Source organism: Dolichospermum sp. FACHB-1091 (assembly GCF_014697585.1).
Lineage (GTDB): Bacteria > Cyanobacteriota > Cyanobacteriia > Cyanobacteriales > Nostocaceae > Dolichospermum.
Genome location: NZ_JACJSB010000028.1, coordinates 36742 through 62658 on the forward strand (window position 1 = coordinate 36742; position 25917 = coordinate 62658).

Annotated in this window: 23 protein-coding genes and 1 tRNA gene; 19 read left to right on the top strand and 5 right to left on the bottom strand. The window is 37.4% G+C overall.

Features of this window, described 5'->3' with window-relative positions:
• The first annotated feature begins 681 nt into the window (after positions 1 to 681).
• Together H6G25_RS16725 and H6G25_RS16730 are read left to right on the top strand one after the other, a co-directional pair.
• Positions 682 to 999, top strand: coding sequence for a DUF2605 domain-containing protein (locus H6G25_RS16725; protein ID WP_190393459.1), 318 nt, complete (start codon positions 682 to 684; stop codon positions 997 to 999).
• 250 nt (positions 1000 to 1249) lie between these two features.
• Entirely contained in the window at positions 1250 to 1570 is a 321-nt protein-coding gene (locus H6G25_RS16730; protein ID WP_028089503.1) for a DUF2973 domain-containing protein, read from the top strand.
• 125 nt (positions 1571 to 1695) lie between these two features.
• Here the strand turns inward: H6G25_RS16730 and H6G25_RS16735 are convergent, their stop codons facing one another.
• On the bottom strand, positions 1696 to 3963 hold the full coding sequence (locus H6G25_RS16735) for an amylo-alpha-1,6-glucosidase (RefSeq protein WP_190393460.1): 2268 nt from the start codon (positions 3961 to 3963) through the stop codon (positions 1696 to 1698).
• A gap of 311 nt (positions 3964 to 4274) precedes the next feature.
• A complete protein-coding gene (locus H6G25_RS16740) occupies positions 4275 to 4769 on the bottom strand; it encodes a DUF427 domain-containing protein (protein ID WP_190393461.1) in 495 nt (164 codons plus the stop codon).
• A 186-nt stretch (positions 4770 to 4955) separates the two neighbouring features.
• Between H6G25_RS16740 and H6G25_RS16745 the strand changes: the two genes are divergently transcribed.
• Positions 4956 to 6131 (top strand): DNA double-strand break repair nuclease NurA, encoded by a 1176-nt coding sequence (locus H6G25_RS16745; RefSeq protein WP_190393462.1) that lies wholly within the window; start codon positions 4956 to 4958, stop codon positions 6129 to 6131.
• Between the two features lie 7 nt (positions 6132 to 6138).
• Here H6G25_RS16745 and dacB read toward each other — a convergent pair whose 3' ends face one another.
• From dacB to rplI, 3 genes are all read right to left on the bottom strand, one after another.
• The gene (dacB, locus tag H6G25_RS16750) at positions 6139 to 7602 is read right to left on the bottom strand and encodes a D-alanyl-D-alanine carboxypeptidase/D-alanyl-D-alanine-endopeptidase (protein WP_190393463.1); all 1464 of its coding nucleotides are present in this window, start codon (positions 7600 to 7602) and stop codon (positions 6139 to 6141) included.
• Position 7603: 1 nt separating this feature from the next.
• Positions 7604 to 8959, bottom strand: a complete 1356-nt coding sequence (gene dnaB, locus H6G25_RS16755; protein WP_190393464.1) for a replicative DNA helicase — start codon at positions 8957 to 8959, stop codon at positions 7604 to 7606.
• Positions 8960 to 9229: 270 nt separating this feature from the next.
• Positions 9230 to 9688: a 50S ribosomal protein L9 gene (gene rplI / locus H6G25_RS16760; RefSeq protein ID WP_137908022.1), complete on the bottom strand. Its 459-nt coding sequence runs from the start codon at positions 9686 to 9688 to the stop codon at positions 9230 to 9232.
• A gap of 501 nt (positions 9689 to 10189) precedes the next feature.
• Between rplI and rseP the strand changes: the two genes are divergently transcribed.
• The 16 genes from rseP (at position 10190) to H6G25_RS16840 (ending at position 25615) form a co-directional block, all read left to right on the top strand.
• Positions 10190 to 11278, top strand: coding sequence for an RIP metalloprotease RseP (rseP, locus tag H6G25_RS16765; RefSeq protein WP_190393465.1), 1089 nt, complete (start codon positions 10190 to 10192; stop codon positions 11276 to 11278).
• A gap of 162 nt (positions 11279 to 11440) precedes the next feature.
• A complete protein-coding gene (nth, locus tag H6G25_RS16770) occupies positions 11441 to 12115 on the top strand; it encodes an endonuclease III (RefSeq protein ID WP_190393466.1) in 675 nt (224 codons plus the stop codon).
• A 214-nt stretch (positions 12116 to 12329) separates the two neighbouring features.
• Positions 12330 to 12403: transfer RNA gene (locus H6G25_RS16775), tRNA-Asp, on the top strand.
• A gap of 516 nt (positions 12404 to 12919) precedes the next feature.
• Complete coding sequence (locus tag H6G25_RS16780; protein ID WP_190393467.1) at positions 12920 to 13570, top strand: DUF3386 domain-containing protein; 651 nt, start codon at positions 12920 to 12922, stop codon at positions 13568 to 13570.
• A gap of 134 nt (positions 13571 to 13704) precedes the next feature.
• Positions 13705 to 13935, top strand: coding sequence for a NifU family protein (locus H6G25_RS16785; RefSeq protein ID WP_190393468.1), 231 nt, complete (start codon positions 13705 to 13707; stop codon positions 13933 to 13935).
• 151 nt (positions 13936 to 14086) lie between these two features.
• Positions 14087 to 16321 carry a glycoside hydrolase gene (locus H6G25_RS16790; RefSeq protein WP_190393469.1) on the top strand — a complete coding sequence of 745 codons (2235 nt, stop codon included), beginning with the start codon at positions 14087 to 14089 and terminating at the stop codon, positions 16319 to 16321.
• 149 nt (positions 16322 to 16470) lie between these two features.
• Positions 16471 to 17457: a porphobilinogen synthase gene (gene hemB, locus H6G25_RS16795; protein WP_242035003.1), complete on the top strand. Its 987-nt coding sequence runs from the start codon at positions 16471 to 16473 to the stop codon at positions 17455 to 17457.
• A gap of 108 nt (positions 17458 to 17565) precedes the next feature.
• Positions 17566 to 19401, top strand: a complete 1836-nt coding sequence (thrS, locus tag H6G25_RS16800; RefSeq protein ID WP_190393471.1) for a threonine--tRNA ligase — start codon at positions 17566 to 17568, stop codon at positions 19399 to 19401.
• 53 nt (positions 19402 to 19454) lie between these two features.
• Complete coding sequence (locus H6G25_RS16805; protein WP_190393472.1) at positions 19455 to 20525, top strand: GTP-binding protein; 1071 nt, start codon at positions 19455 to 19457, stop codon at positions 20523 to 20525.
• A gap of 127 nt (positions 20526 to 20652) precedes the next feature.
• Entirely contained in the window at positions 20653 to 21300 is a 648-nt protein-coding gene (gene folE / locus H6G25_RS16810; protein WP_190393473.1) for a GTP cyclohydrolase I FolE, read from the top strand.
• A 143-nt stretch (positions 21301 to 21443) separates the two neighbouring features.
• A complete protein-coding gene (gene hisI, locus H6G25_RS16815; protein WP_051289716.1) occupies positions 21444 to 21818 on the top strand; it encodes a phosphoribosyl-AMP cyclohydrolase in 375 nt (124 codons plus the stop codon).
• Positions 21819 to 21838: 20 nt separating this feature from the next.
• Entirely contained in the window at positions 21839 to 22612 is a 774-nt protein-coding gene (locus tag H6G25_RS16820) for a GTP-binding protein (RefSeq protein ID WP_190393474.1), read from the top strand.
• Positions 22609 to 23418, top strand: a complete 810-nt coding sequence (locus H6G25_RS16825; protein ID WP_190393475.1) for a metallophosphoesterase family protein — start codon at positions 22609 to 22611, stop codon at positions 23416 to 23418. The genes H6G25_RS16820 and H6G25_RS16825 overlap by 4 nt, the downstream gene beginning before the upstream one ends.
• Before the next feature lie 23 nt (positions 23419 to 23441).
• The gene (locus H6G25_RS16830) at positions 23442 to 24170 is read left to right on the top strand and encodes a metallophosphatase (protein ID WP_190393476.1); all 729 of its coding nucleotides are present in this window, start codon (positions 23442 to 23444) and stop codon (positions 24168 to 24170) included.
• Between the two features lie 139 nt (positions 24171 to 24309).
• Complete coding sequence (locus tag H6G25_RS16835; protein ID WP_190393477.1) at positions 24310 to 24627, top strand: element excision factor XisH family protein; 318 nt, start codon at positions 24310 to 24312, stop codon at positions 24625 to 24627.
• A gap of 247 nt (positions 24628 to 24874) precedes the next feature.
• Entirely contained in the window at positions 24875 to 25615 is a 741-nt protein-coding gene (locus tag H6G25_RS16840; RefSeq protein WP_190393478.1) for a 2-phosphosulfolactate phosphatase family protein, read from the top strand.
• Positions 25616 to 25917: the final 302 nt, after the last annotated feature.

Genomic DNA, 25917 nt, shown 5'->3' on the forward strand with positions numbered 1-25917 from the left:
AAAAATAAATAAAGTGGCCAGATCGCGCAAAGATGTAAATAAACAAAGGCGCCAAGTTTTTATTAACATCTTTACGCCTTCCTGAGCAAAATTTACACTTTAATAAACCAACGTTTCTGATACATCAAAACAGCAATACTATACCAAAATAACAGGGTAACAAGTGCAAATAAAATCGATCACTTATAAAGCATAAACGTTGCGCGACCTAGTAATACCATTTAAGTGAATAAAAGTATAAATTTGTCTGACGCTGAGGCGCGGAGGAACGGAGAGGAAGAGTTTGAGAAACAGAATTTTTTACTTTCATACCTCAGTTCAGCAAGGCCAAAATTAGCCAATTCAACGGCACGTAAGTCAGTATAATCAAAACTCAAACCGGATATTCTTAACCTAGTATATGCAAAATATAGTGCCTAGATATAATGCCTAGAGTCTTCTTTTTTGAACTTTTTCCTAAAAAACTTCATAAATCTCAAATGGGGTTTATTTCCTCCTTTAGAGGTATCCAGACTTACTCCCAAGGGGCTTTACAAGACTATTGCTAAATTTATATAATTGTGGCCTGTATACTAATGTTACAGATTTTCTGATTTTTTTCGTATGGGAGGCTATGAAATGATTGTTAAGAATCGTAAATAACGTTAATATAAAAAAAATTAGGAAATATGCTTCTCATATATGGAGGAATCGAATCTACCAAATGCTGATTTACTGGAAGCCGTCTTACAACCGCTGTTAGAGGATTTTCAATATTGGTTTGAGCGATATCAGCAAATTCTGGAAAATGAGAAAATCCCTTTCATGAGTGAACAAGAGCAATTTAACTTACTAAAACGAGTTGAAAATGCACAAAATGAACTCAACACAGCCAAGATATTGTTTACAGTCACAGGTAAACAAGTGGGAATTGATATGGCAACTGTAACACCTTGGCATCAATTAGTTACAGAATGTTGGGGTGTGGGAATGCGTTTAGGTCAATTAAAGGAATTGTAAAGCCTTTGAAACAATCTAAATCAATCTAAATCAACTGAAAATCGTCAGAATACTAGACAATTCTTAACATTGTTTTCATAAAAAAATAATGTCTCTCATGTTACCTTAATCTGAATATAAGGATTACACTAGATAACATAGGGGCATAGGTACAGGATTTTACATTCTCTTTTACCGTAGATAGTTTATTTACGGAGTTTAAGTTTTACAAAAAAACATTCTCAACCTTGCTATTCTGGAGGAAAATTCGATGCTACACCTGCTCTATATTTTAGCTTTCACCGTTCTAGCATTTATCGCCGTTGGTAATTTAATTCGGAATTTGATCATGTTCAGTTTTGACAGGGAAAGGACTTATTCTAGCAACCAATCATCACCAGGTGGTTTTGGTTATTATGCAGCTAGAAGGCAATATGTTCCTCACCCTGAATTGTTAGACAGTGCTGGTAATATAATTAAAGAACCTTTGTTGGTCATGCGTTCCATTAATGTTGAAGATGCGAGAGAACAGTTAGATGCTCTTTATGAATCTTCCCCTAGTCAGAGAATTGATCATTCAGAAGGAGCTTGATTAATACTTTACTGCATTAAGTATGATTCTAGCGGGCAAGATGCCCGCGCCACAAGATTATTAGGTTTGTAACAGCTTAGTCATCCTGTAGATATTTAAATCCTGTAAATCCTGATTGAGACTATTTACGCTTCAATCACTACCCGTAAATTACCGCGTTTTTTCGCAACCCGACAAGCGGTAGTGCTACCAGAACGCTCAAATTCTAAATCCAAAATAGTCCCACCAACACGCAAATTATGTAATGATAAACGATTGATGGATTCTGGTAAAGCCGGGTCAATAATTCGCAAACAATTATTTTGCGCGTCTGGGACTAAATTCACGATCATTTGCAATAATTGAAAGATACTACCAGTAGCCCAAGCTTGGGGTGTACAAGCAACAGGATACTGTACTGGTGCATTATCACCTTTCATTTCATAACCGCAAAATAGTTCTGGTGGTCGTTGATAAGGTTGCTGGGAAGTCATGTCAAATAACCCTTGAAATAATTCCAAAGATTGATCTATTAAACCTAAACTTCTTAATCCCATGGCAATTAAACTATTATCATGAGGCCAAACTGAACCAATGTGATAACCCATGGGGTTGTAAGCGGGTGATAAACTACTTAAAGTTCTAATTCCCCAACCATTAAACATATCCGGCGCTTGTAATCTTTCGGCTACACTGTAGGCTTTTTCTGGGAGAAAAATTCCTAAAGATAAACAGTGTCCAGGGTTGGAGGTAATACTGTCCACTGGTTTACCTTCTCCGTCTAAAGCTAAAGCACAAAAATCTTGATCTTCTATCCAAAAATCTTCATTAAAACGAGTTTTTAAATCTCTAGCTTCTTCTAACCAAATTTCTGCTAAATCTAGCTGTTTTTTCGTTTTTGCAATTTCGGCTAATTTAACTTTAGCAGCATAGACATAGGCTTGAACTTCACATAGAGAAATTGGACCTATGGCTAATTCTCCTTTGAAGTTAACAATACAATCACCAGAATCTTTCCAACCTTGGTTATTTAACCCACGTTTTGACCGCCGATAATAACTAAGATAACCGGTTTTTTGCATATTCCGATCTATCCAATCCATGGCGGCTAAAGCATTCTGCCAAAGTGCTTCTAAGGTTTCTTGATCATGAGTCCAGGCGTAGTATTCAGCATATAACATTAACCACAATGGAGTCGCGTCAATTGTCCCATAATAGGGTGTATGGGGAATTTCTTGACACCGCGCCATTTCTCCTAAACGCAATTCGTGTAAAATTTTTCCTGGTTCTTCTTCCTTCCATTCATCTTCGTTTTTCCCTTGATAATCAGCTAATAACATCAATGTTTCTTTAGCAATTTGGGAATTTAACATCAATGTTTGGGAAGCGGTAATAATAGAATCCCGGCCAAATAACGTTGAAAACCAAGGTACACCAGCAGAAACAGTTTTATATTTACCAAAAGATTGGCGTAATAAGTAAATATCTTGTTCTGCTCTTTCAATAACTCGATTGAAAAGACTTTTATCGGAACTAATGCGGGTAATTTGTTGTACCCAACTTTGCTCCTCCATCATCTCCGAGGCTTTGGCTTGTGCTAAGGTAATAGCTGGATTTACCGTTGAACCACCATTGTTATTAATTAACAAGTTCAAACGATAACCGAGTTTTTGGGTTTCGTGAGAGCCTAATTCTAGCCGCCAAATCGCAGTATAACCTTGAAAATCATCCGGTTGTCGGTGTTGGAATTGAATCCGCGATTCCATGATCGAATTATCTAAACCTTGATAGGCTAGAGTTAGGGATTCTTCTTTTTGGTGTTGAGATTGTACGCAAGGGATTAGGTCAATTTCTGGATTTTTTGGTTCTACTAAACGTAAAATTTGTCCCCGTTTTTCCCGACTATGACCCCGAACTTCAAATAAATCTACAAAATCTGCATCAAAGCTGAGACTTAGTTCAAAATTAATGGTGGTGGTGCTGTAGTTCGCTATTTCTATTTCTTCAAATAGTGCGCCATTGAGAACAATTTCCCGGCGTATCCCAATTGTATCAGGTTTTAACTCCTCTGTGATTTTGGGATTTGTACATAAAACCGATAGAGCAAAACCCTTGTCAGTAGTGCTACTCAGTAATACAGGCGATCGCCCATTAATCTGTAATTCTAAACGACTCAAAAACCGAGTATCACGACAAAACAGCCCCATGCTAGAATTACTTTCATCTGGAGAACAACTAGAAATATTCCCCATAGTATCCGTCACCAAAAATAAATCATCATCTTTAACGGTCAGCGTTGGTTGTGGTCTTTCACTGACAACACAAGGCCATTCTGGAATTGGTAATTTTTCTGCGGAAATAAATGTTTTTCCATCTAAAACAATTTTTTCTGATAGCTGGCTGGGTGTAGTCATATTTATTAATTTATCTGATATCATTAGTTGAAGTTACCTGTATAGGTGTAAATTGGTTTAGTTTGATGCGGTTCAATTAAAGGAGAAAATATTAACGTTACAACAATGAATCTCTCTAAATGTATACCTTTTTAACCAGAAGTCAAGTGGGAAAACTGGCTATTTTTCAGTATTTTTTTCCTTGCTAAACCTTGAGGGATGCTAAAGGTAGAGAATACTTACTCAGACATAATATCTTATCTAAATTACAAAAAAGTGGGCAAGGAAGCCCACCCTAAAAGAGTTATATAATTAGAATGTGTGTCCTTCATTTACCACCAGTTAGTTCCTGGTTCACCTTTAAAAGGTCCAACAATATCAGTAGTAATCCATCCTCCGTAAAAATCACCTGTTTGAGGTTTAACTAACTCATTATTCACATAGCAACCATCCATTTTACTGGCATAAAAACTGTAATATTCTTGAATTGAGTTAAAATTAGGACTGGGCTGAATATATCGCCAAGCAGCATTATTTACATATTTATCTCCCATTGAAACATCATAATATTGACACCAACCTTTCCATTCACACCAAGTTTTTCTAGGTGTTGCTATCAAGTATTCTAATTTAATATCTTCAGCAGGAATATAATAACCAGGAGGATGACTAGTTTCTAAAACTCTTTTGGCTTTATGTGTTTCTGCTAAAACAATCCCATTAAAAATTACTTTTAGATGTTTGTTAGTATCTTCTAAAATTGCGGGACGGGGATAATCCCAAACTGATTCTTGTCCGGGTTGTGGGAGGATAGGATTTGGTTGCATATAGTTAGTTTTTACGTCAATCGTATCTATTCTATAGGAATCATAACGGATTTCGGCGTTGCTGATTTGAGGTAAGTAGGTGAACGGAAAAAAACCGACATAAGTAACTAAAAGTAAAGTTACCCAAAACCTCTTCCCTGTTCCCAGCTAAGAGTTCCCTTATTCACACCAATAAACCCAACCAATATGCTTGATTTAACAAAAATATCGGGACAAATGCAAGGTTTCAGTCAACATTTGACTTCAGAAGTGGCCGCAAGTCATCAGCGGTTAGAATTAGCACAACAATTTTTTAAACAGGCTGTAGAGTGTCAACAGCAGTTAGTTGAACGTCAGGAAAAATGGCACAATCGGATTCTCTTTGCTAATGCTACACCAATTGAACCTTTAGAAACCTGTATTACTATTCCTGTTCCCCCGAAAATTCATACTGTCATTTCTACTGATGGTTCGCAAATCGCCCCTAATCATCATGAAATTGCGTATTGTTACTTACTCAATATCGGCAGGGTAGTTTTACACTATGGTCAAAATATTCACCCCCTTCTCGATAGTTTACCGGAGGTATTTTATCGCCCTGAAGATTTATATATCTCCCGTCAATGGGGAATTAGAACGGAAGAATGGATGGGTTATCGGCGTACTGCTTCCGAAGCTACGGTATTAGCTGAACTAGCCTGTAGTGTGAAAACAGCAGCACCAACTTTAGCCATGGTTGATGGTTCTTTAATATACTGGTTTTTAGATCAGTTACCGATGGATGCCCGCGATCGCATTTTACCACCTATTTTAGAAGCTTGGCAAAAACTTCAACAAGCTCAAATACCCCTCATGGGTTATCTTAGTGCCTCTCGCAGCACGGAATCTACTAACTTTTTACGGTTTTTGGCTTGTCCCTATCCCGTCCCCGATTGTATCACTCATTGCCCTAACCAACTAGAATACGTACCTTGCAAAAAATTTGATACTTTGCGCGATACAACCATCATGACTAGCCAACTTCAACCTGGACAACGAGGACCTTTATGGCGGAGTAATGCACGAATTTTAGAATTGTATGACGAGCAAATTATTTATTTTTGTTACGTCCATGTCGGTACAGAAATCGCCCGGATTGAAGTCCCTGCTTGGGTTGTCGCCAATAAAACTATGTTTGATCAAGCACTAGGGTTAATGTTGGCACAGGTAAATAAAGGATACGGTTATCCTGTGGCTATTGCGGAAGCTCACAATCAGGCTGTAATCAAAGGTGGTGATAGGACCCGTTTTTTTGCCCTGTTAGAAAGACAAATGATCAAGGCCGGGATTAAAAATGTCGGTATTTCCTCTAAAGAAGCCAGAAAACGCGGTAGCATTGCTTAAAATTATTTTAACATCGTTTTAATTGGGTTAATAAAACCACAATTTCATCTATTGCTGTTCTCACAATTTTATTAGGTTGTTCAGATTGATTCACCATAATACTAAAAACTAAAGGTTCATAATTAGCTGAATTTACATATCCAGAAAGAGCAGAAACTCCTGTCATTGAACCCGTTTTTCCTTGGACAATTCCCGCAGCAGCAGTATTAATCAAGCGATTTTTTAAGCTACCTGTCATACCTGCAATGGGTAAGGAAGCCCGAAAAATTTCTCTTTGAGGTGATTTATCAATTGCTTGTAAAACTTGTACTAAAGCTGCGGGAGTGGTTAAGTTCTTCCGAGATAAACCAGAACCATCTACAATTACATAACTTTCTGGTTCAACTCCTAATTGAGTTAGAGTTTCTTTCATGACTTGTAATCCGATATCAGCCGTATTTTGATTTATTTCTCTTGGTTTTTTGATAGCTAAACTTCTGAGTAAAGCCTCAGCATACAAGTTATTGCTATTTACATTTGTCTCTATTAATAATTCAGACAAAGGTGGAGATTCTACTGCGGCTATTTCTTTGCCATTTTTATTCAAATTACTAATTACAGTTTCTTTAACAGTAATTCCTACTGTAATTAAATTATGACGAAATTGTTTTAAAAAATTGCTAATTGGATCAAATACAGCTATAGCAGTAATTTCCGGTTGGGAATTTACCGCTAATTGTCCTTTTATCCTCAAAATCTGTCCTTTTAAATCGCGGTTAATTTCTACAAAACTAGGTTTATCTGCTTGGGTAGTAATGGTATTATTCTCAATTTTCCACTGATATGCTTCTGTAGGTTCAGTCCATTTTAGTTGTAATGGTTGTCCGATATTTTGGGGTAAAAAACTTAATTCTGAAGCATTCTCATTTAATATTAAACTATTCACAGGAGCGCCATAATCAGCCTGTATATCCTCCCATTCCCAACTGGAATGAACTACTTCACCTTGAAAATAACTATCATCAACAATTAACTGATTAATTTCTCTAATTCCCTGTTGATAGAGTTGTTTTGTTAATAATCTTAATTGAGGGTTTTTAAAACTCGGATCTCCCCTACCCACAACACGCAAAATACCATTACCATCATCATAAATAGAGGTACGAATCCGAAAATCTGAACCTAATTTCTGTAATGCTACAGCAGTGGTAAATAGCTTAATATTAGAAGCGGGAATAAAATATTTCTGGCTATCTTGACTATAAAGAATCTTGTCTGATGATAATGTTTTAATTAAAATTCCCCAACGTCCTCGACTAAATTCAGACCGATTGATAATAGTATTAATTGTTGATGATAATTGAGCGGGACAAAGGGATTTGCTAGTAGTAACTTCTGGAACTACTGTTTGTGCTTCAGCTACTTTCTGAATGCTACCAATTTGGATACTGATAAATAGAAATATCAAGCTAAAAAAGTATTTTTTTAACATATTACCAACTGTTTTGTTTCGCTAGATTTTTAAATTTTGTAAATTGAGGATCAAATAATAATTTGATTGTTCCTGTGGGTCCATTCCGATGTTTAGCTATGATTACTTCAGCAATTCCTCTATCTGGAGTATCTGGTGAATAATATTCATCACGGTATAACATCATTACTATATCCGCATCTTGTTCGATTGATCCCGATTCTCTTAAATCAGATAACATTGGCCGTTTATTAGTTCTTGCTTCCACCCCCCGACTTAACTGTGATAAAGCAAGAACCGGTACAGACAATTCCCTCGCTAAACCTTTTAAAGAACGGGTAATTCTTGATAATTCTTGCACACGATTATCACCTGCACCTTCCATTAATTGCAAGTAATCAATGACTATTAATCCTAAATTTCCATTTTGTTCTGCTTGCAGTCTTCGGGCTTGACTTCGTATTTGTGTAACTGTAATATTTGCCGTATCATCAATAAACATTGGCGTTTCTGAAAGCTTGTCAATAGCACGGCTTAACGGTTCCCATTGAGTTTGACTAATGCGACCACTTCTTAAATAACTGCTTTCAATTCCCGCTTCACTAGCTAATAGTCTTTGTACTAGTTGTTCCTTGGACATTTCTAAACTAAAAACAGCCACCGGTAGTTTATAACCAGCAGCAATATTATGAGCAAGGTTAAGACAAAAGGCTGTTTTCCCCATTGACGGTCTCCCAGCAACGATAATTAAATCAGAACGCTGAAAACCGCTAGTCATACCATCTAAATCATAAAAACCACAGGGTATTCCTGGTAAAGCAATACCTTGATGACGAGTTTCAATATCTTGGAAAGTATTAATTAATGTATCACCAATATGAACTAGTCCTGATTGGGGTTTTTCTTGGGTGACATTAAAAACTTTTTGTTCGGCTTGATCTAGAACAATTGGTAATTCTGTTTCTGTTTCATAACCCAAATGTACAATTTCATTACCTGCTTTAATTAATTGTCGTCGCAGGTATTTTTCCATCACTAACCCTGCTAAAGCATCAATATTTACCGCTGAAACCGTGCGGTCTACTAATGTGGCTAATTTATTTCTCCCACCAATTCTTGTTAGTTGATCATTGTCTGTTAACCAATTGGTGATAGAAAGCAAATCTGTGGGTTTTTGTTGCGTATGAAGACGCAAAGCGGCCTTATAGATTATTGTATGGGCGCTAATATAAAAGGCTTCAGGAACCAGGCGATCGCTCACTCGACCAATTGCTTCAGGATCTAGTAAAATACCCCCTAGAATCTCCTCTTCTGCCTCGATATTTTGCGGTGGTAGGCGATTACTACCATCACTTTGAAAACTTAGTTCTTCAGCCATTAGGTTTATTGGATTTTTATAGTTTGCATTTATACTTGAACTATACCAAAAGCTGTAAGTCAAAATTTAAAATTTTGGATTAAAGATTTAAAATTTTGGATTAAAGATTTAAAATTCAAATCTGAATCTGAGTCCGCCAAATTTATGCGGGTATAAATCCAAAATCCCAAATTGATAAGTCCCCGGTCTAATTACTGGAGTCCATCTAAAATCCAAAATCTAAAATCCAAAATCTAAAATCTAAAATCCAAAATCTAAAATCGAAATCCGTTAGTTAGAGACGACTTCAATATTAATTTCTGCTGTCACTTCAGAATAGAGCTTAATTTCCGCTTTATAAGTACCCAATTGGCTAATATCAGGAATGGTAATACCACGACGATCTATTTCTAGATTAGCTGCTTTTAAAATAGCATCTGCTACATCTTGGGTAGTAACAGTACCGAAAATAGCCTCATTTTCACCAACTTGCTTGGCAATTTTTAAGTTACCAACTGTTTCTAAAGCTGCTTTTTGTTCAGTTGCTTGTTGTTTGAGTTCTAATTGTCTTTGGCGTTCTTTTTCCCGTTTGCGTTCTACTTGTTTGAGAATACCCGGTGTCGCCCGATCTGCTAAACTCTGGGGAATCAGATAGTTACGAGCATAACCGGGAGCTACTTCTACTAAGTCGCCGATTTTTCCCAGTTTACTGACATCTTTTGTTAAAACCAATTGCACACGTTTCGCCATTGTTTTTCGCTTTTCTTTGTAAGATCTTAGTTATTTGGATGTCATCAGTGTGGCTGACAAGATTGTAGCTTGATTCTCAGCGACTTTGAACATACCCACAGCCTTGACATTGTAGCGAAATTTGGGTAGCGATCGCAATACTAAATCCCAGAAATAAAAATATTAAAAATTAAAATGGCAGTCTATAGCACTTCTTAATCTAATGATGTACATCCTAGCCCCCTCCCCCAAGGGAGAAGGGGTTGGGGTGGGGTTCCTGTACTGAACTCAACCAAGAACCGCTATATATGGTAAATTCTCAGTATTAGGTTTAAACAACAAAAATCTAGTCAGATATTGATGTTCTTACTTTTGAACAACATCCAATCTCTTAACTCACATCAGGCCTATAATATTCTGTTCCATAAACAATACTTTAGCTAAAGTTACTCAAAATGGTGTCTGTCTGACCATTCCCAAACTACAATTAGAATATATATCCGAATATTTTGATTAAGCTCTATGTCAGTTTTAGCAGCGATCGCAGTTTTGGCTATTTTGATCTTAGTACATGAGTTAGGACATTTCATAGCCGCCCGTTCTCAAGGCATTTACGTTAACCGCTTTTCTCTGGGTTTTGGGCCGACGCTTTTAAAGTACCAAGGATCACAAACGGAATATACCATCCGCGCTTTCCCTTTGGGTGGCTTTGTTGGCTTTCCTGATGATGATCCCGATAGCCAAATTCCCCCCAATGACCCGAATCTGCTGCGTAACCGCCCTGTTTTAGACCGTGCCATTGTCATTAGTGCGGGTGTAATCGCTAATTTAATCTTTGCTTATTTAATGTTAGCTTTGCAATTGGGAATCGTTGGTATACCTCAAGAATTTCAGTATCAACCAGGTGTAGTTGTCAAACCCGTAAATGAACAATCTATTGCTTACCAAGCAGGGATTCGAGAAGGAGACATTATTCTGGCTGTGAATGGTCAAGAAATTCCTTTAGGTAAAGACGCAACCACATTATTAACAAAGGAAATTCAAACCCATCCCAATCAAGAAATTGACCTGAAAATTCAACATGAAAATCAACAAAATTACCTGAAAATCACACCTAAACAAGGTGCTGACGGTAAAGGTGTCGTCGGAATTGAATTAGTAGCCAATGGTAAAGCAAACTATCGTCGTCCTCAAAATATTACCGAAATTTTAAAAGTTGCTGCTAATCGTTTTCAACAGTTAGTTGTAGGCACATTTCAAGGTTTTCGACAGTTAATTACTAATTTTGGCAAGACTGTCGGGCAAGTTTCAGGACCCGTGAAAATTGTCCAAATTGGCGCACAATTAGCCGCTAGTGATAGCACAAATTTATTCTCTTTTGCCGCAATTATTAGCATTAACTTGGCAATTATTAATATTTTGCCTCTTCCCGCTTTAGATGGTGGACAATTAGCCTTTTTATTAATTGAAGGTTTATTTGGTAAGCCTTTACCTAGCAAAATTCAAGAAGGTGTCATGCAAACTGGTTTATTCTTCCTTTTAGGATTGGGTATTTTCTTAATTGTCAAAGAAACAACCCAGTTAGAATGGATTCAAAAATTGTTACAGTAAATATGCTCGGATGATCACCTGACTGCTAATACCAAATTATGATGAAGCTGCAAGGATTAGGATTTAATAATAATTCACCGCAGATAAATACGGATGATTATTTTTTTGTGCAGCCTCACATAAAATTGGTATGATAACTAACCACTCAAAATTGAAAATTGATTGACTCGTAAATCATTAACTAAAAAACAGCGGGCTTTAGAAATTCTCTCCCGTCTTCACTATCTTTATCCAGATGCAACTTGCTCTTTAAATTACTCAACACCTGTACAATTATTAGTAGCAACTATTCTTTCCGCTCAATGTACAGATGACCGTGTAAACAAGGTTACGCCTGAATTATTCAAACGATTTCCTGATGCGAAAGGTTTAGCAAATGCTGATATATTAGAATTAGAGGAGTTAGTTCGTTCAACGGGTTTTTATCGTAACAAAGCTAAAAATATCAAGGCTGCTTGTCAGATGATTGTCAATGATTTTAACTCTATTGTTCCTAATCAAATGGAGCAATTATTAAAGCTTCCGGGAGTAGCACGCAAAACCGCAAATGTGGTTTTAGCTCATGCTTATGGTATTAATGCTGGAGTGACGGTAGATACTCATGTTAAGCGCTTGAGTCAACGTTTAGGGTTGACAAAAAATACTGAACCGGTGGGAATTGAAAAAGATCTAATGCAGTTATTACCCCAACCAGACTGGGAAAATTGGTCGATTAGATTAATTTATCATGGACGGGCTGTCTGTAAAGCCCGTTCTCCTGGTTGTGATGTTTGTAACTTGGCTGATTTGTGTGAGATGAATTTTTCTCTCCCAGCGTCCGAGCGTCACCAAGGGTGATTTAACCTGTCACCTTGTCACCTATACTCATAGATAAATTCTTCAGCAAGCCCTAATTAATTTTCACCCGTCTATCCACTAAACCTGCTAAATTTTCTAACCTACATTCCCTATTCCCTATTCCCTACCTACTAAAAAGGAACTTCAAAAAAAATTTCCAGAACTACTTGACAATTACAAAAAGAACAGGCATAATGATTGAAGTGCAAGTCGAGGGACTGTAGTTCAATTGGTTAGAGCACCGCCCTGTCACGGCGGAAGTTGCGGGTTCGAGCCCCGTCAGTCCCGTTAGGTTAAAACTCAACAATAAACTCAACAATAAGAGTTGTACAACAACCCACTCTAAGTGTGATTGATCTTATGTACAAGATATTTGTTGGCTCATGTTTCTTACTTATTAAAATACAGCACTTCCCGGCCTGACCAGGTGCAATTGGTTAATCATCAATATTTAGGGCTGGCTGAATAAAACTAAAACTGTTTCGTTTATTAATAACTGTTGACTGTTGAGATTTCCCTACCCTCACAGACAAATTTTTCAGCAAGCCCTATTTAAGTAATTAGTTTTGGAATTTATGCTACTGTACCTTATAAGAGTGAAAACCTCTGTATCGCCAAAGTTATCAAAATATGATTGACATGATCCTAGTTTGTGTTACTATGGGGTCGAAATTGGGCGGTATTGCTGTACAAAAGTCGAAATTATTACTTCCCATGTAAAAATACAAATATATTTTGCGTAGGAATTGTCAACTTTGAATTAAACTATTATAAAAGCTATAAAAGCGCAGTCAAAGTGGGGATATGGCAAGTCAGTCAACGGCAGAAACTTTATTTCAAACTGCTTATGAAAGTCGTTACACTTGGGATGAGAATTTTCCTGGTTATGCTGCCAATGTGCAACTGCTACAGGAAGGTGAGGTTTATACTGGTAAGATGCAGATTGACCCCAGCCTGAATATACAAGTTACAGAAGTCGCAGATAAACAAATAGCAGCAGGAATTGATATTCAGTTACAGGAAGTAGTTACCCGCTGTCAAAAAACCAGTTTTTTAGATTCCTATGGTCAACATGAGTTTATTTTAGGTGAATCGGTAGCAGATGGTGGTGTAAAGGTTTTTGTCAAGGGTGGGAATACTGATTCTCACTATCAAATCCGTAACCAAAAAATATATCAAGAAGTTCGGGTTATGGGTCGTATGGCTTTGGAGATGAATTATGAGGAATTTCTAGATACAGACTCCGGTTATCTTCCTCTTTCATATCATGTGGTTTTTCGTAATTCCCAAACAGGTGATGTTAATAGCATTCTCAAGTTTACGGATACATATCAAAAGCTTAGTGATTATTATATTTCGACAAAGCAGGTAGTGGCAGAGTATGAAGATGGGAAAACTGAAATTCCCCAATCAATTACTGAGTTTGTTTATTCTCATATTCAGCTACTAGAATAGGGAACAGGCAAGGAGTAGGGGAGAAAAATATAACAACTGACAACTGACAACTGACCAATTATCCATTCCCAGCCTAAACTAGATCATTAGCAACTCGGATAATTACCAATTTATCAAGAAGTAGGACAGGAACAATGCAATTAACGCTAGAAAATGTAGAAACCGTACTAGATGAAATGCGCCCTTATCTCATTTCTGATGGTGGTAACGTGGAAGTTGTCGAATTAGATGGACCAATTGTTAAACTCCGGTTACAGGGTGCTTGTGGTTCTTGTCCTAGTTCGACTATGACTTTGAGAATGGGTATTGAACGTCGTCTCAAGGAAATGATTCCTGAGATATCTGAAGTAGAACAAGTTATCTAAATTACTGGTAATGGGTAATGGGTAATGGGTAATGGGTAATGGGTAATGGGTAAGATATCCCTGTTCTCTATTCCCTGTTCCCTGTTCCCTGTTCCCTGTTCCCTGTTCCCTATTCCCTATTCCCTATTCCCTATTCCCTATTTTCAACACTATGTCTCATCCTCTGCACGTTGCATTTATCTGGCACCAACATCAACCGTTGTACAAGTCTCCTGAAAATGGCAGTTCTCTGGTGACTAGTCAACAGTATCGCTTGCCTTGGGTCCGGTTACATGGCACTAAGGATTATTTGGATTTAGTATTATTGTTAGAAAAGTATCCTAAGTTGCACCAAACGGTAAATTTAGTACCTTCGTTAATATTACAACTGGAAGATTATGTTGCGGGTACGGCTTTTGACCCCTATTTAACTGCTAGTTTGACTGCTGTGGAACAGTTGACCCGTGAACAAAAAGAGTTTATTATTCAACATTTCTTTGATGCTAACCATCATACTTTGATTGATCCCCATCCTCGTTATGCCGAATTATATTATCAAAGACAGGAACAGGGACAGCAATGGTGTTTAGCAAACTGGAAATTGTCAGATTATGGCGATTTATTAGCTTGGCATAATTTGGCTTGGATTGATCCTTTGTTTTGGCATGACCCGGAAATTGCTGCTTGGTTAGAACAAGGACGTAATTTTAGTTTAGGCGATCGCCAGCGCATTTATTCCAAACAGCGGCAAATTCTTAGTCAAATTATTCCCCAACATCGGAAAATGCAGAAAAGTGGTCAACTAGAAGTTACCACGACTCCCTATACTCACCCAATTCTACCGTTATTAGCTGATACTAACGCTGGACGGGTAGCAGTACCGCAGATGACATTACCTAAACAGAGGTTTCAGTGGGTAGAAGATATTCCTCGACATTTACAAAAATCCTGGGATTTATATATAGATAGGTTTGGACAAGATCCTAGAGGTTTGTGGCCTTCGGAACAGTCCGTTAGTCCAGAAATTTTACCGTATATTATTAAACAAGGTTTTAAATGGATTTGCTCAGATGAAGCGGTTTTAGGCTGGTCATTAAAACACTTTTTTCATCGAGACGCTGTGGGAAATGTGCAAAAACCAAAACTGCTTTATCGTCCCTATCGTCTGCAAACCGCCGCTGGGGATGTATCTATAGTCTTTCGTGATCATAGGTTATCGGATTTAATTGGTTTTACCTATGGATCTATGCCGGCAAAGAAAGCAGCAGCGGATTTAATTGGACATTTGCAAGCGATCGCTAAACAACAAAAAGAAAGTGATGATGATCAACCTTGGTTAGTTACAATTGCCCTAGACGGGGAAAATTGTTGGGAATTTTATCCCCATGACGGTAAAGACTTCCTAGAAACACTATACGAAAGTTTGAGTCATGAACCCCACATCAAACTTGTCACTGTTTCGGAATTTATTGACCAGTTCCCTCCCACCGCAACCATAAAAAGTGAACAACTCCATAGTGGTTCTTGGGTAGATGGCAATTTTACCACATGGATAGGAGACCCAGTTAAAAACCGCGCTTGGGACTATCTCACCGCAGCTAGACAAGTATTAGCAAATCACCCGGAAGCTACAGAAGAGAACAACCCCGCAGCCTGGGAAGCCTTATATGCTGCTGAAGGTTCAGATTGGTTTTGGTGGTTTGGAGAAGGCCATTCTTCTAACCAAGATGCCATTTTTGACCAATTATTTCGGGAACATCTGCACGGTATTTACACAGCCTTAAATGAACCTATACCACCCTATCTCCACAGTCCCCTAGAAATCCATGCAGCCCGTTTAGACCACAAACCAGAGGGATTTATCCATCCTAACATAGATGGTAAAGGTGATGAGCAAGATTGGGATAGAGCCGGACGGATAGAAGTGGGTGGTGCAAGGGGAACAATGCACAGTAGTAGCACTGTTCAGCGTCTTTGGTATGGTGTAGACCATTTAAACTTTTACGTGCGGGTAGATTTTAAAACTGGTGCTGTTCCCGGTCGGGACATACCACCGGATTTACACCTATTCTGGTATTATCCTGAGCGGACAATGGTGAATAGTTCTATACCTATAGCTGAAGTACCAGATACAGCACCCTTGAATTATCTATTTCACCATCATTTAGAAGTTAATTTACTGAGTCAGTCCGTGCAATTTAGAGCAGCAGGAGACAATCATTTATGGTATCCCCGTGCTACTCGCGCTCAAGTTGCTTTAGATTCTTGTCTAGAAATAGCAATACCTTGGGCTGATTTGCAAGTTCCTCCAGATTATCCTCTACGGTTAATTTTGGTGTTATCTGATGATGGTTGTTTTTCTAGTTATGTGCCGGAAAATGGTTTGATTCCTATTGATGTTCCTTAGTGGTAATTCCCGATTTTTATCGGGATTTCTGGTTTTTGTTTCGCGCAAATTCGCTGCAAACACGGAGGAAAATTAAAATAAATAAAATTGGTGGTGGGGATTTAAAAGAGATGATTTATAATAATGATTATCATTTTGGTGAATCTTCTATGTCGTCTCAAAGCTTGCTTAAACGTCCCCGCCGTCTGCGTCGTACTGAAACTCTACGGAGCATGGTACGGGAAACAATTTTAACTGTGGATGATCTGATCTATCCCGTGTTTGTCATGGAGGGGGAAGGGGAAAAGGTAGAGATATCTTCTATGCCCGGTTGTTATCGTTTTTCTCTCGATTTACTCCTGAAAGAAATTGCCGAAGTGTCACAATTGGGAATTAATGCTGTAGCAATTTTCCCGGTAATTCCAGAGGAAGATAAAGATGAAACAGGTTCGGAAAGTTACAACCAGCAGGGATTGGTACAGGAAACGGTTAAAGCTATTAAAAAGCTAGTCCCGGAAATAATTGTCATTACTGATGTCGCTCTTGACCCTTTTACTACCCATGGTCATGATGGTTTAGTGGATGAAAATGGAATTATTCTCAATGACCCCACTATAGAAGTTTTGGTGAAAATGGCACTTTCTCAAGCAGAAGCAGGAACTGATTTTGTTGCTCCTTCTGATATGATGGATGGTAGAATTGGCGCAATTCGTCAAGCTTTAGACGCTGAAGGTTATATAAATGTGGGGATTTTAGCATACTCGGCTAAATATGCTTCTGCCTATTATGGACCATTTCGAGATGCTTTAGATTCCGCGCCCAAATTTGGTGACAAAAAAACCTATCAAATGGACCTGGCTAACGCTAAAGAGGCTTTAAAAGAAGTTAAACTTGATATTGCTGAGGGTGCGGATATTATTATGGTGAAACCAGCTTTGGCCTATTTAGACATTATATGTCAAGTAAAATTAGCCACAAATTTACCAGTTGCAGCTTATAATGTTAGTGGTGAATATGCAATGATTAAAGCGGCTGCTCAAAAGGGTTGGGTTGATGAGAAAAAGGTGATTTTAGAGACTTTAACCAGTATGAAGCGGGCTGGTGCTGATTTAATTTTAACTTATTTTGCCAAAGAAGTGGCTTTGATGTTGAGTTAAGGTTCTGTTCAGGAAGTGGCAAAGATTTTTTGGCAAATAAATGACAAAATCATTTACATTCTGACTTTTTTTGTGTTAACTTGATAACGGTTATCATTTTTGTTAGCTATGGTCAGTTTATTAAGCCAGTCTCAAAATAGTTTAAAAGCGCATAACTCTGATAAACTTACACGAATTCGTCACACCTGCGCCCATATCATGGCCATGTCCGTACAACGGATATTTCCAGGCACTAAGATAGCAATTGGTCCTGTCACAGACACTGGATTTTACTATGATTTTGATTGTCCAGTTAGTATCACCCCTGATGACTTAGGAAAAATTGAAATCGAGATGAAAGGGATCATAAAAGCGAATTTACCGATTATCCGTGAAGAGGTAGAAAGAGCAGAAATTCGTGGTGAGATTGTGGAGTTAAATGAACCCTACAAGCTAGAGATATTAGAACATATACCCGCATCAGAAATTATTACCCGCTACTTGATTGGTACTCCTGAAACTGGTAATTCAGAAGCTTCATTATTTGCCACAGAAATTCAATTAGGGGATCAATATTGGTGGGACTTATGTGCCGGTCCACATATTGATTTTACTGGTGAAATTGATGCTGATGCTTTTAAACTGTTAAATGTGGCTGGTGCTTATTGGCAAGGTGATCAAACTAAACCTCAGCTACAACGAATTTATGGTACAGCTTGGCAAACAAAAGTAGAATTAGAGGCTTTTATCCAACAAACAGAAGCAGCTTTGCTTCGAGATCATAGAAAATTGGGTCAGGAACTCAACTTATTTAGTATTCAAGAAGCAGCGGGTGGTGGTTTAGTATTTTGGCATCCCAAAGGGGCAACTACGCGCTATATAATTGAAGATTATTGGCGTAAAGCTCATCTTAAATCTGGTTATGAACTACTGTATACACCTCATATAGCCAATCTTGATTTATGGAAAACATCGGGTCATTTTGACTTTTATCAAGAAAGTATGTTTGACTCCATAGATGTGGAAAATCAGGCTTATCAGATTAAGCCCATGAATTGCCCTTTTCATGTTCTCACCTATAAAAATAAACTCCATTCCTATCGAGAATTACCATTAAGATGGGCAGAATTAGGGACAGTTTATCGTTATGAACGGTCTGGGTCACTACATGGGTTAATGAGAGTGAGGGGATTTACTCAAGATGACGCTCATATTTTTTGTTTACCTGACCAAATTGCTGATGAAATTTTAGGAGTTTTAGAACTCACAGAACGGATTTTATCAGACTTTGGTTTTAAACAATATGAGGTCAATCTTTCTACCCGTCCCCATAAGTTTGTAGGAACTGATCATGTATGGGAATTAGCTACCACAGCCCTAGAACAAGCTTTAAATACTAAAGGTTGGAATTATACTGTAGACGCTGGTGGTGGGGCTTTCTATGGACCGAAAATAGATATTAAAATTCAAGATGCTATTGGTCGTATGTGGCAGTGTTCAACTATTCAGGTAGATTTTAATTTGCCAGAAAGATTTGACATGGAATATATTGCCAATGATGGTAGTCGTCAAAGACCAATCATGATTCATCGGGCTATTTTTGGATCTTTAGAACGCTTTTTTGGTATTTTAATCGAGAATTATGCAGGTGATTTTCCTTTATGGTTAGCACCAGTACAAGTGCGATTGTTGCCTGTAAGTGATGATTTCCGAGAATATGCAAAATCAGTTGCCAACAATCTCAAAAAAAATGGCTTTCGGGTAGAATTAGATAGCAGTGGTGAGCGTTTGGGTAAGCAAATTCGGGTAGCGGAATTAGAAAAAATTCCTGTTGTTATTGTTATTGGTAAGCAGGAGGTCAAAAACCAAACTTTGAGTGTCAGAACCAGACAGAATGGAGATTTAGGGGTGATGAGTTTCAATGAAATTGTTTCTTATCTCCAAACAGTACAAAGTCAGCATTAAAACAGTTAGCATTATCTGATTAACTAAGATACAGAAGGTAAAAAACTTTTGACATGAATACAATCACTCTAAACACAACAAATACAATTCCTGAAATACCCAAACGCGGAATGCCAATAACTATAATTACAGGGTTTTTAGGAAGTGGTAAAACTACGCTTTTAAATCAGATTCTTCAAAACAAACAAGATTTAAAAGTCGCTGTCCTCGTCAATGAGTTTGGTGATATTAACATTGATAGTCAATTACTAATTTCTGTAGATGAAGCTATGATGGAACTTAGTAATGGCTGTATATGTTGTACAATTAATGATGGTTTAGTTGATGCGGTTTATCGAGTTCTAGAAAGAGAAGATTGCATTGATTATCTAGTTATTGAAACTACAGGTGTTGCTGATCCTTTACCAATCATTTTAACTTTTCTGGGAACAGAATTGAGGGATTTAACTAACCTAGATTCAATTATTACAGTGGTAGATGCTGAAGCCTTTGATGAAAAACATTTCGATAGTGAAGCAGCTTTAAGACAGATTACCTATGGAGATATTATTCTCCTCAATAAAATAGACCTTGTGAAGCCAGAAAAAATACAAGAATTAGAAGATTTTATCCATGATGTCAAAAGGGGAGCGAAAATTTTGCATACTCAATATGGTGAAGTTGCTTTACCATTGATCTTAGATGTGAGTTTAACACCAATAAATAAGTATATTGTCATTGATGATGAAGATCGTCATAAACATGACCATAAACATGAACATGAACATAAACATGACCATGACCATAAACATGAACATGACCATAAACATGAACATCATCATCATCACTCCGATCATTTAGATAATGATGGGTTTGTTTCAATTTCTTTCCAAAGTAATAAACCATTTGATGTCCATAAATTTGAGCATTTTTTGACTGAAGAAATACCTCAGAACGTATTTCGTGCTAAAGGAATTTTATGGTTTAGTGATAGTGAGTTGCGTCATATCTTTCAACTCAGTGGACCTCGTTACACTTTGCACGCTGACGAATGGCCTAATCAACCTAAAAATCAGGTAGTTTTTATTGGTAGAAAATTGGAAGCTAGTGAGATTCATGCAAAACTTAACGAATGTTTGTTATAGTTAGTTTAACAGTCTTGATTAATTCTCAAATTCATCAAATCAAATTTAGTTAATAGCTATTTATAGATATAGTTTATAAATCAAACTATTAACTTTGCCCATAAATCATCCCCATTAACCTAAAAAAATGACTTTATCTATTCGTCCAGAGCTAAATTCTACCGCTGAAATTTCATCCTTATATCGGCAAGAATTACCAACTGTAACAGAAGCTGATATGAGACAAGCTGTACGCACTTTGTTGATTGGATTAGGAGAAAATCCTGATAGAGAAGGGTTAAAAGATACTCCCAAAAGAGTTGTTAAAGCTTTAAAGTTTCTGACGAATGGATATCATCAATCTTTGGATGAACTATTAAATGGAGCAGTTTTCACCGAAGATGCTAATGAAATGGTTTTAGTCCGGGATATTGATCTTTTTAGCTCCTGTGAACACCACATATTACCGATTATTGGTCGCGCTCATGTCGCTTATATTCCTAATGGTAAAGTCATTGGTTTATCAAAAATTGCTCGCATTTGTGAAATGTATGCTCGACGTTTACAAGTACAAGAACGGTTGACTTTACAAATTGCTGATGCAGTGCAAGGTTTACTCAAACCTAAAGGGGTTGCAGTGGTCATTGAAGCAACTCATATGTGTATGGTGATGAGAGGAGTACAAAAACCAGGTTCTTGGACTGTTACCAGCGCCATGCGTGGTGTGTTTTCTGAAGACTCATCTACTCGTGAAGAATTTATGAATTTGATTCGACACAATCCTAACTTTTACTAAAGGCCTTTTTTGAGATAAATTTGGTTGATATTATGTAGAGATAAGATATATCTGTCTCTACATTATGAATTATCAATCCTGAATTTATTAGAGGTAAAAAGAAAAATATTTGACCGCAGATAAACGCAGATAATGAGAGATAAATGATTAAGATAAAATTCGATTTAGCAAATACTACTGAAATGATTGAAAATTTGAAATTTAATGAGCAGGGTTTAATTCCGGCCATAGCTCAAGATTACTATGATGGTACTGTTTTAATGATGGCTTGGATGAATGCAGAATCAATTGTCAAAACCCTAGCTACCGGTGAAGTTCATTATTGGAGTCGTTCTCGTTCCCAATTATGGCATAAAGGAGCAACATCTGGACATATTCAAAAGCTAAAGGAGCTTTTTTATGACTGTGATGGTGATACAATTCTTGTTAAGATTGACCAAGTTGGTGATCAAGCCTGTCATACTGGAGCAAGAAGTTGTTTTTTTAATTCTGTGGAAATTTTGTCAACCTATACATAATTTTTACTATTAGTTTACCCATGAATACGCCCATGATTACTGTTGTGGCTGGATTATTTGGATCTGGCAAAACTACCTGGATTTGTCAACAGATTCGAGAGATTATATCTTCTGAAAAAGTAATTTATTTTAGTTTGGGAACGGGTAATATTCCCATTGATAAAACTAAAATGGCTACTGATTTTCCTGATTTAAAAATATTTAGTGACGGTCAAGAAGTTGAATTTATTGATCATATCCCTACCGCAGATAGTGTTTATATCGAATTAGGTTCTTATCTAGAGTTAAAGGCTATATCACAAATATTGGGTAATTTAAATTACCGCGCCGTGGCAATTATCCCTCCCGATTTGAAAAACTCTGAATATGATCATTGGACAAAGGAAATTATATATGGTGCGCCAGTTCCAAGTATAATTATAGAAAATCTGTGGCGAGTAGAAACTACAGGTCAGGTTATAGATGAAAATAGTTTAGAGGAATTTTGGTATGAAATAACTCATGGTGCTTATGGTATTGTTACTCGCGCTAAGGCAATTTTTGATGTTAATGACGGACGTTCCCTTTACTGTGATTTTGTTTCTGGTGTTCCCCAAATAGACTTTTTAGAATTAGATTTACCACGACATTTACAAGGAAGACCTCAACGATTTAGTGGGATAGAAATAGTAGGAAAAAATCTAGCTGAAACAGCCTTAAAAGAAACATTATTAGATTGCTTTTTATCTGAATCATTAATTTTTCAATATCAACAACAGGTACAACAAATTTTACTAGAAGGTCAACAAGTATGAAAATAGCCGTTATGTCATGTATTCATGGTAATTATGAAGCTTTAGATGCTGTACTGTTAGATATTGACCAGCAAAAAGCCGAAAAAATCTTTTGTGTTGGTGATTTAGTGGGATATGGACCCTACCCAAATGCTGTAATTGATCAAATTCGCTCTTTAGATATTCCTACCTGCGCTGGTTGTTGGGATGAAGATGTTGTAGAGGGATTAAACGCTTGTGATTGTAGTTATCCTTCAGTATTGGCAGAAAAAAGAGGAATTAAAGCTCACCAGTGGACAAATCAGGAAATTAACCCAGAAAATCGGGAATTTTTAGCTAATTTACCCTATAGTCTAGAATGGCAAAATTTGGCCTTTGTTCACGGTAGTCCCCATAGTAACCATGAATATTTATTACCAGAACTTGATGCTTTTGTGGCTTTAGAACGGGTACTTTCTACAGGTGCGGATGTGCTATTTTGTGGACATACTCACGTTCCCTATGCTCGTGATCTGAATGCTGGTGAGTTACAAATCGAAGTTGACGCTCAAGGAGAATCACGTAAAATAAATTTTTTATCTCCTCTGAAAAAGATTGTTAATGTAGGTTCTGTGGGAGAACCACGTCATGGACGACCAAATGCAACTTATGTAATTTACGAAACGGATAATCAAGCGGTGACTTTACGAGAAGTTACTTATGATTATCAAAAAACCTGTGCAGCAATTATCCAAAAAGGATTACCAGAAATTTTTGCTTGGCGCTTGGCTCATGGCTTAGAATATGCAGAACGCGCAGATGATCCAACTCATGTTTGTACCAGATAAAATAACTAATCTCAAATCTAAAATTGATTATGTGGGCGATTTTGAGTGGAATTGAGGGAAATTTGTCGGCCTATGAGGCTGTAATGGCTGATATTAAACGTCAAAGCCGTTATATAGAGGCATTATACATTATCGGTGATTTAGTCGGTCCAAGACAGGAATCTGAAGAGTTGGTACAAAGAGTCAAATCACAGCGACGGGGTGAATTAGCACCGATGATTTGTAAAGGATGGTGGGAAGAACAATGTTTAATTTTACATGGTTTAGGACCAACCGCAGACGCACCAGAATTGATAGCAAAATATGGAGGTGAGACTGTACAAAGATTGTGGGATTGTGTTTCTCATCAAACAGTACAATGGTTGCGATCGCTCGATTTTGGTTTTTTTGAGTTAGATTGTTTATTAATACATGGTTCAACCGTGGGTGTGAGTGAAGAACTTAATCCCCAAACTCCTCCTATACAAATGTTAGATAGACTATCACGAATGCAAGCGAATAACCTCTTTTGCGGTCGTTCTGGTTTAACCTTCCAATACAAATTACAAGGGGGTTCTATCAACAGTAAAATTACCACTCTAGATAGTCAATTTTCCCCAGAAATAGTCACCACCAGTTCCCGTCAAGTAGTTGGGGTAGGAAATGTGGGACGAACCCCAGGAGAAGCTACTTACACTATTTATCATCCAGGCACAAATCAGGTCAAATTTAAAACCATATATTATGGACAACGTAGAGGGTTTCAAAAGTAGGGGTGTCCCCATTTGGTCAGAGATTATCGGTTATTACCCGAACCTTCTGAGACTTTTATCTACCTTGCCATAATCAATATTATTGTCAATCAATTTGTATAAATTTCATCTTACCAAAACATTCTCTTGAAAGATATTTATGTTGAAAGATATTTATGATCATCAAGTTAAAAATGCCCTAGAAAAAGAAAATTGGCAAATTACCAAAGATAAACTTGTGCTAAAATGGGTTGCAAGAGATTTATATATTTTAGGTACAGAAAAACTCATAGCCGCAGAGAAAACTGGACAAAAGATAGCAGTAGGAGTTAAAAGTTTTATTAGTAACTCCCCAATTGCCGATTTAGAAAAGGCTTTAAGAGCGTATATTTTATACTACGACATCCTTCAACAATTAGAACCCAACCATCATTTATATTTTCCTATTCGGCAAGAAACATATACATATTCAGATTGATGTACCTTAGCGGTAATTCCCGGTTTGTATCGGGATTTCTGGTTTTTGTTTTCCGTAGGGACTAAGAGGTGCAGAATGTGGGTTCGATTATAAGATGTAATACCAAGCTTAAAAGCTTACTGAATAGGATTTGCATGATTTATTAGTATTTATTTACTACTGAAAAGGCAGAATTTAGTATTACCAATTAGTGGCATCAAGTGGGTAGAATATGACAACAGTATTATAAAGTAGGTATAGCCAGCACGTGAAGATATTTGTATATCACACCCCCGAATTGACCCCCATTGATACAGTACCAGAATGCGCGATCGCTGTTGATGTTCTGCGGGCAACTAGTACAATGGCCACAGTTTTAGCCGCTGGAGGTGAAGCTGTGCAGGTTTTTAGCGACTTAAATCAACTTATGACGGTGAGTGAAGCATGGCCTCCAGAAAAACGATTAAGAGCCGGAGAACGGGGTGGTGCTAAAGTGGCTGGTTTTGACTTAGGTAACTCACCCTTGGATTGTACAGCAGATTTAGTGGCAGGACGACGGTTATTTATTAGTACCACCAATGGTACAAGGGCTTTACAAAGAATAGAAAAAGCTCCCATTGTTCTCGCAGCAGCTTTGATTAATCGGGCAGCGGTGGTGAAGTTTCTCTTAGAAAAGCAACCGGAAACAGTTTGGATTGTTGGTTCTGGTTGGGAGGGTAGTTACTCTTTAGAGGATACAGTATGTGCTGGTGCGATCGCTCATAGTATTTGGCAAAAAACTAATTCTTCTCTGGGGGAAATCAGTGGTAATGATGAATTGATTAGTGCAATCTCTCTTTATTCCCAATGGCAAAATGACTTATTAGGACTACTAAATCAAGCTAGTCATGGTCAACGATTATTGCGTTTAGAATGTTTAGAAGACATGAAATATTGTTCTCAAACTGACATTTTAGATGTTTTGCCAATTCAGCAAGAACCAGGTGTTTTAAAGAGTTGGAATCAGTAACCCAAAAATTCTTTTTTCTCAACAATTAATTGATCTGAATTGGGATTGACAAGATTTAAGAATGTTCCGGATTTGATTTAATTATCTATATTTTTTTGATCCTGATCATCCTGAAATCCTGCATATCCTGATTCAGACATTTTTATCTATGATACAGGGGTTTCCGCTCTTATGAGGTACATCCTAAGACCCCTCCTCGCACCCCCCTCAATCCCCCCGCTGCGGGGGGAAGAAAAGGATAAACTTTTGATATTGGAGGGGGTTGGGGGTGGGGTTCTTGTACCTCATAACATCGGGAAGTG

Excerpts from the sequence above, each read along its gene's own strand:
- H6G25_RS16725 (WP_190393459.1), top strand. The coding sequence starts at position 682 with ATGGAGGAATCGAATCTACCAAATGCTGATTTACTGGAAGCCGTCTTA.
- H6G25_RS16730 (WP_028089503.1), top strand. The coding sequence starts at position 1,250 with ATGCTACACCTGCTCTATATTTTAGCTTTCACCGTTCTAGCATTTATC.
- H6G25_RS16735 (WP_190393460.1), bottom strand. The coding sequence starts at position 3,963 with ATGACTACACCCAGCCAGCTATCAGAAAAAATTGTTTTAGATGGAAAA.
- H6G25_RS16740 (WP_190393461.1), bottom strand. The coding sequence starts at position 4,769 with ATGCAACCAAATCCTATCCTCCCACAACCCGGACAAGAATCAGTTTGG.
- H6G25_RS16745 (WP_190393462.1), top strand. The coding sequence starts at position 4,956 with ATGCTTGATTTAACAAAAATATCGGGACAAATGCAAGGTTTCAGTCAA.
- dacB (WP_190393463.1), bottom strand. The coding sequence starts at position 7,602 with ATGTTAAAAAAATACTTTTTTAGCTTGATATTTCTATTTATCAGTATC.
- dnaB (WP_190393464.1), bottom strand. The coding sequence starts at position 8,959 with ATGGCTGAAGAACTAAGTTTTCAAAGTGATGGTAGTAATCGCCTACCA.
- rplI (WP_137908022.1), bottom strand. The coding sequence starts at position 9,688 with ATGGCGAAACGTGTGCAATTGGTTTTAACAAAAGATGTCAGTAAACTG.
- rseP (WP_190393465.1), top strand. The coding sequence starts at position 10,190 with ATGTCAGTTTTAGCAGCGATCGCAGTTTTGGCTATTTTGATCTTAGTA.
- H6G25_RS16780 (WP_190393467.1), top strand. The coding sequence starts at position 12,920 with ATGGCAAGTCAGTCAACGGCAGAAACTTTATTTCAAACTGCTTATGAA.
- H6G25_RS16785 (WP_190393468.1), top strand. The coding sequence starts at position 13,705 with ATGCAATTAACGCTAGAAAATGTAGAAACCGTACTAGATGAAATGCGC.
- H6G25_RS16790 (WP_190393469.1), top strand. The coding sequence starts at position 14,087 with ATGTCTCATCCTCTGCACGTTGCATTTATCTGGCACCAACATCAACCG.
- hemB (WP_242035003.1), top strand. The coding sequence starts at position 16,471 with ATGTCGTCTCAAAGCTTGCTTAAACGTCCCCGCCGTCTGCGTCGTACT.
- thrS (WP_190393471.1), top strand. The coding sequence starts at position 17,566 with ATGGTCAGTTTATTAAGCCAGTCTCAAAATAGTTTAAAAGCGCATAAC.
- H6G25_RS16805 (WP_190393472.1), top strand. The coding sequence starts at position 19,455 with ATGAATACAATCACTCTAAACACAACAAATACAATTCCTGAAATACCC.
- folE (WP_190393473.1), top strand. The coding sequence starts at position 20,653 with ATGACTTTATCTATTCGTCCAGAGCTAAATTCTACCGCTGAAATTTCA.
- hisI (WP_051289716.1), top strand. The coding sequence starts at position 21,444 with ATGATTAAGATAAAATTCGATTTAGCAAATACTACTGAAATGATTGAA.
- H6G25_RS16820 (WP_190393474.1), top strand. The coding sequence starts at position 21,839 with ATGAATACGCCCATGATTACTGTTGTGGCTGGATTATTTGGATCTGGC.
- H6G25_RS16825 (WP_190393475.1), top strand. The coding sequence starts at position 22,609 with ATGAAAATAGCCGTTATGTCATGTATTCATGGTAATTATGAAGCTTTA.
- H6G25_RS16835 (WP_190393477.1), top strand. The coding sequence starts at position 24,310 with ATGTTGAAAGATATTTATGATCATCAAGTTAAAAATGCCCTAGAAAAA.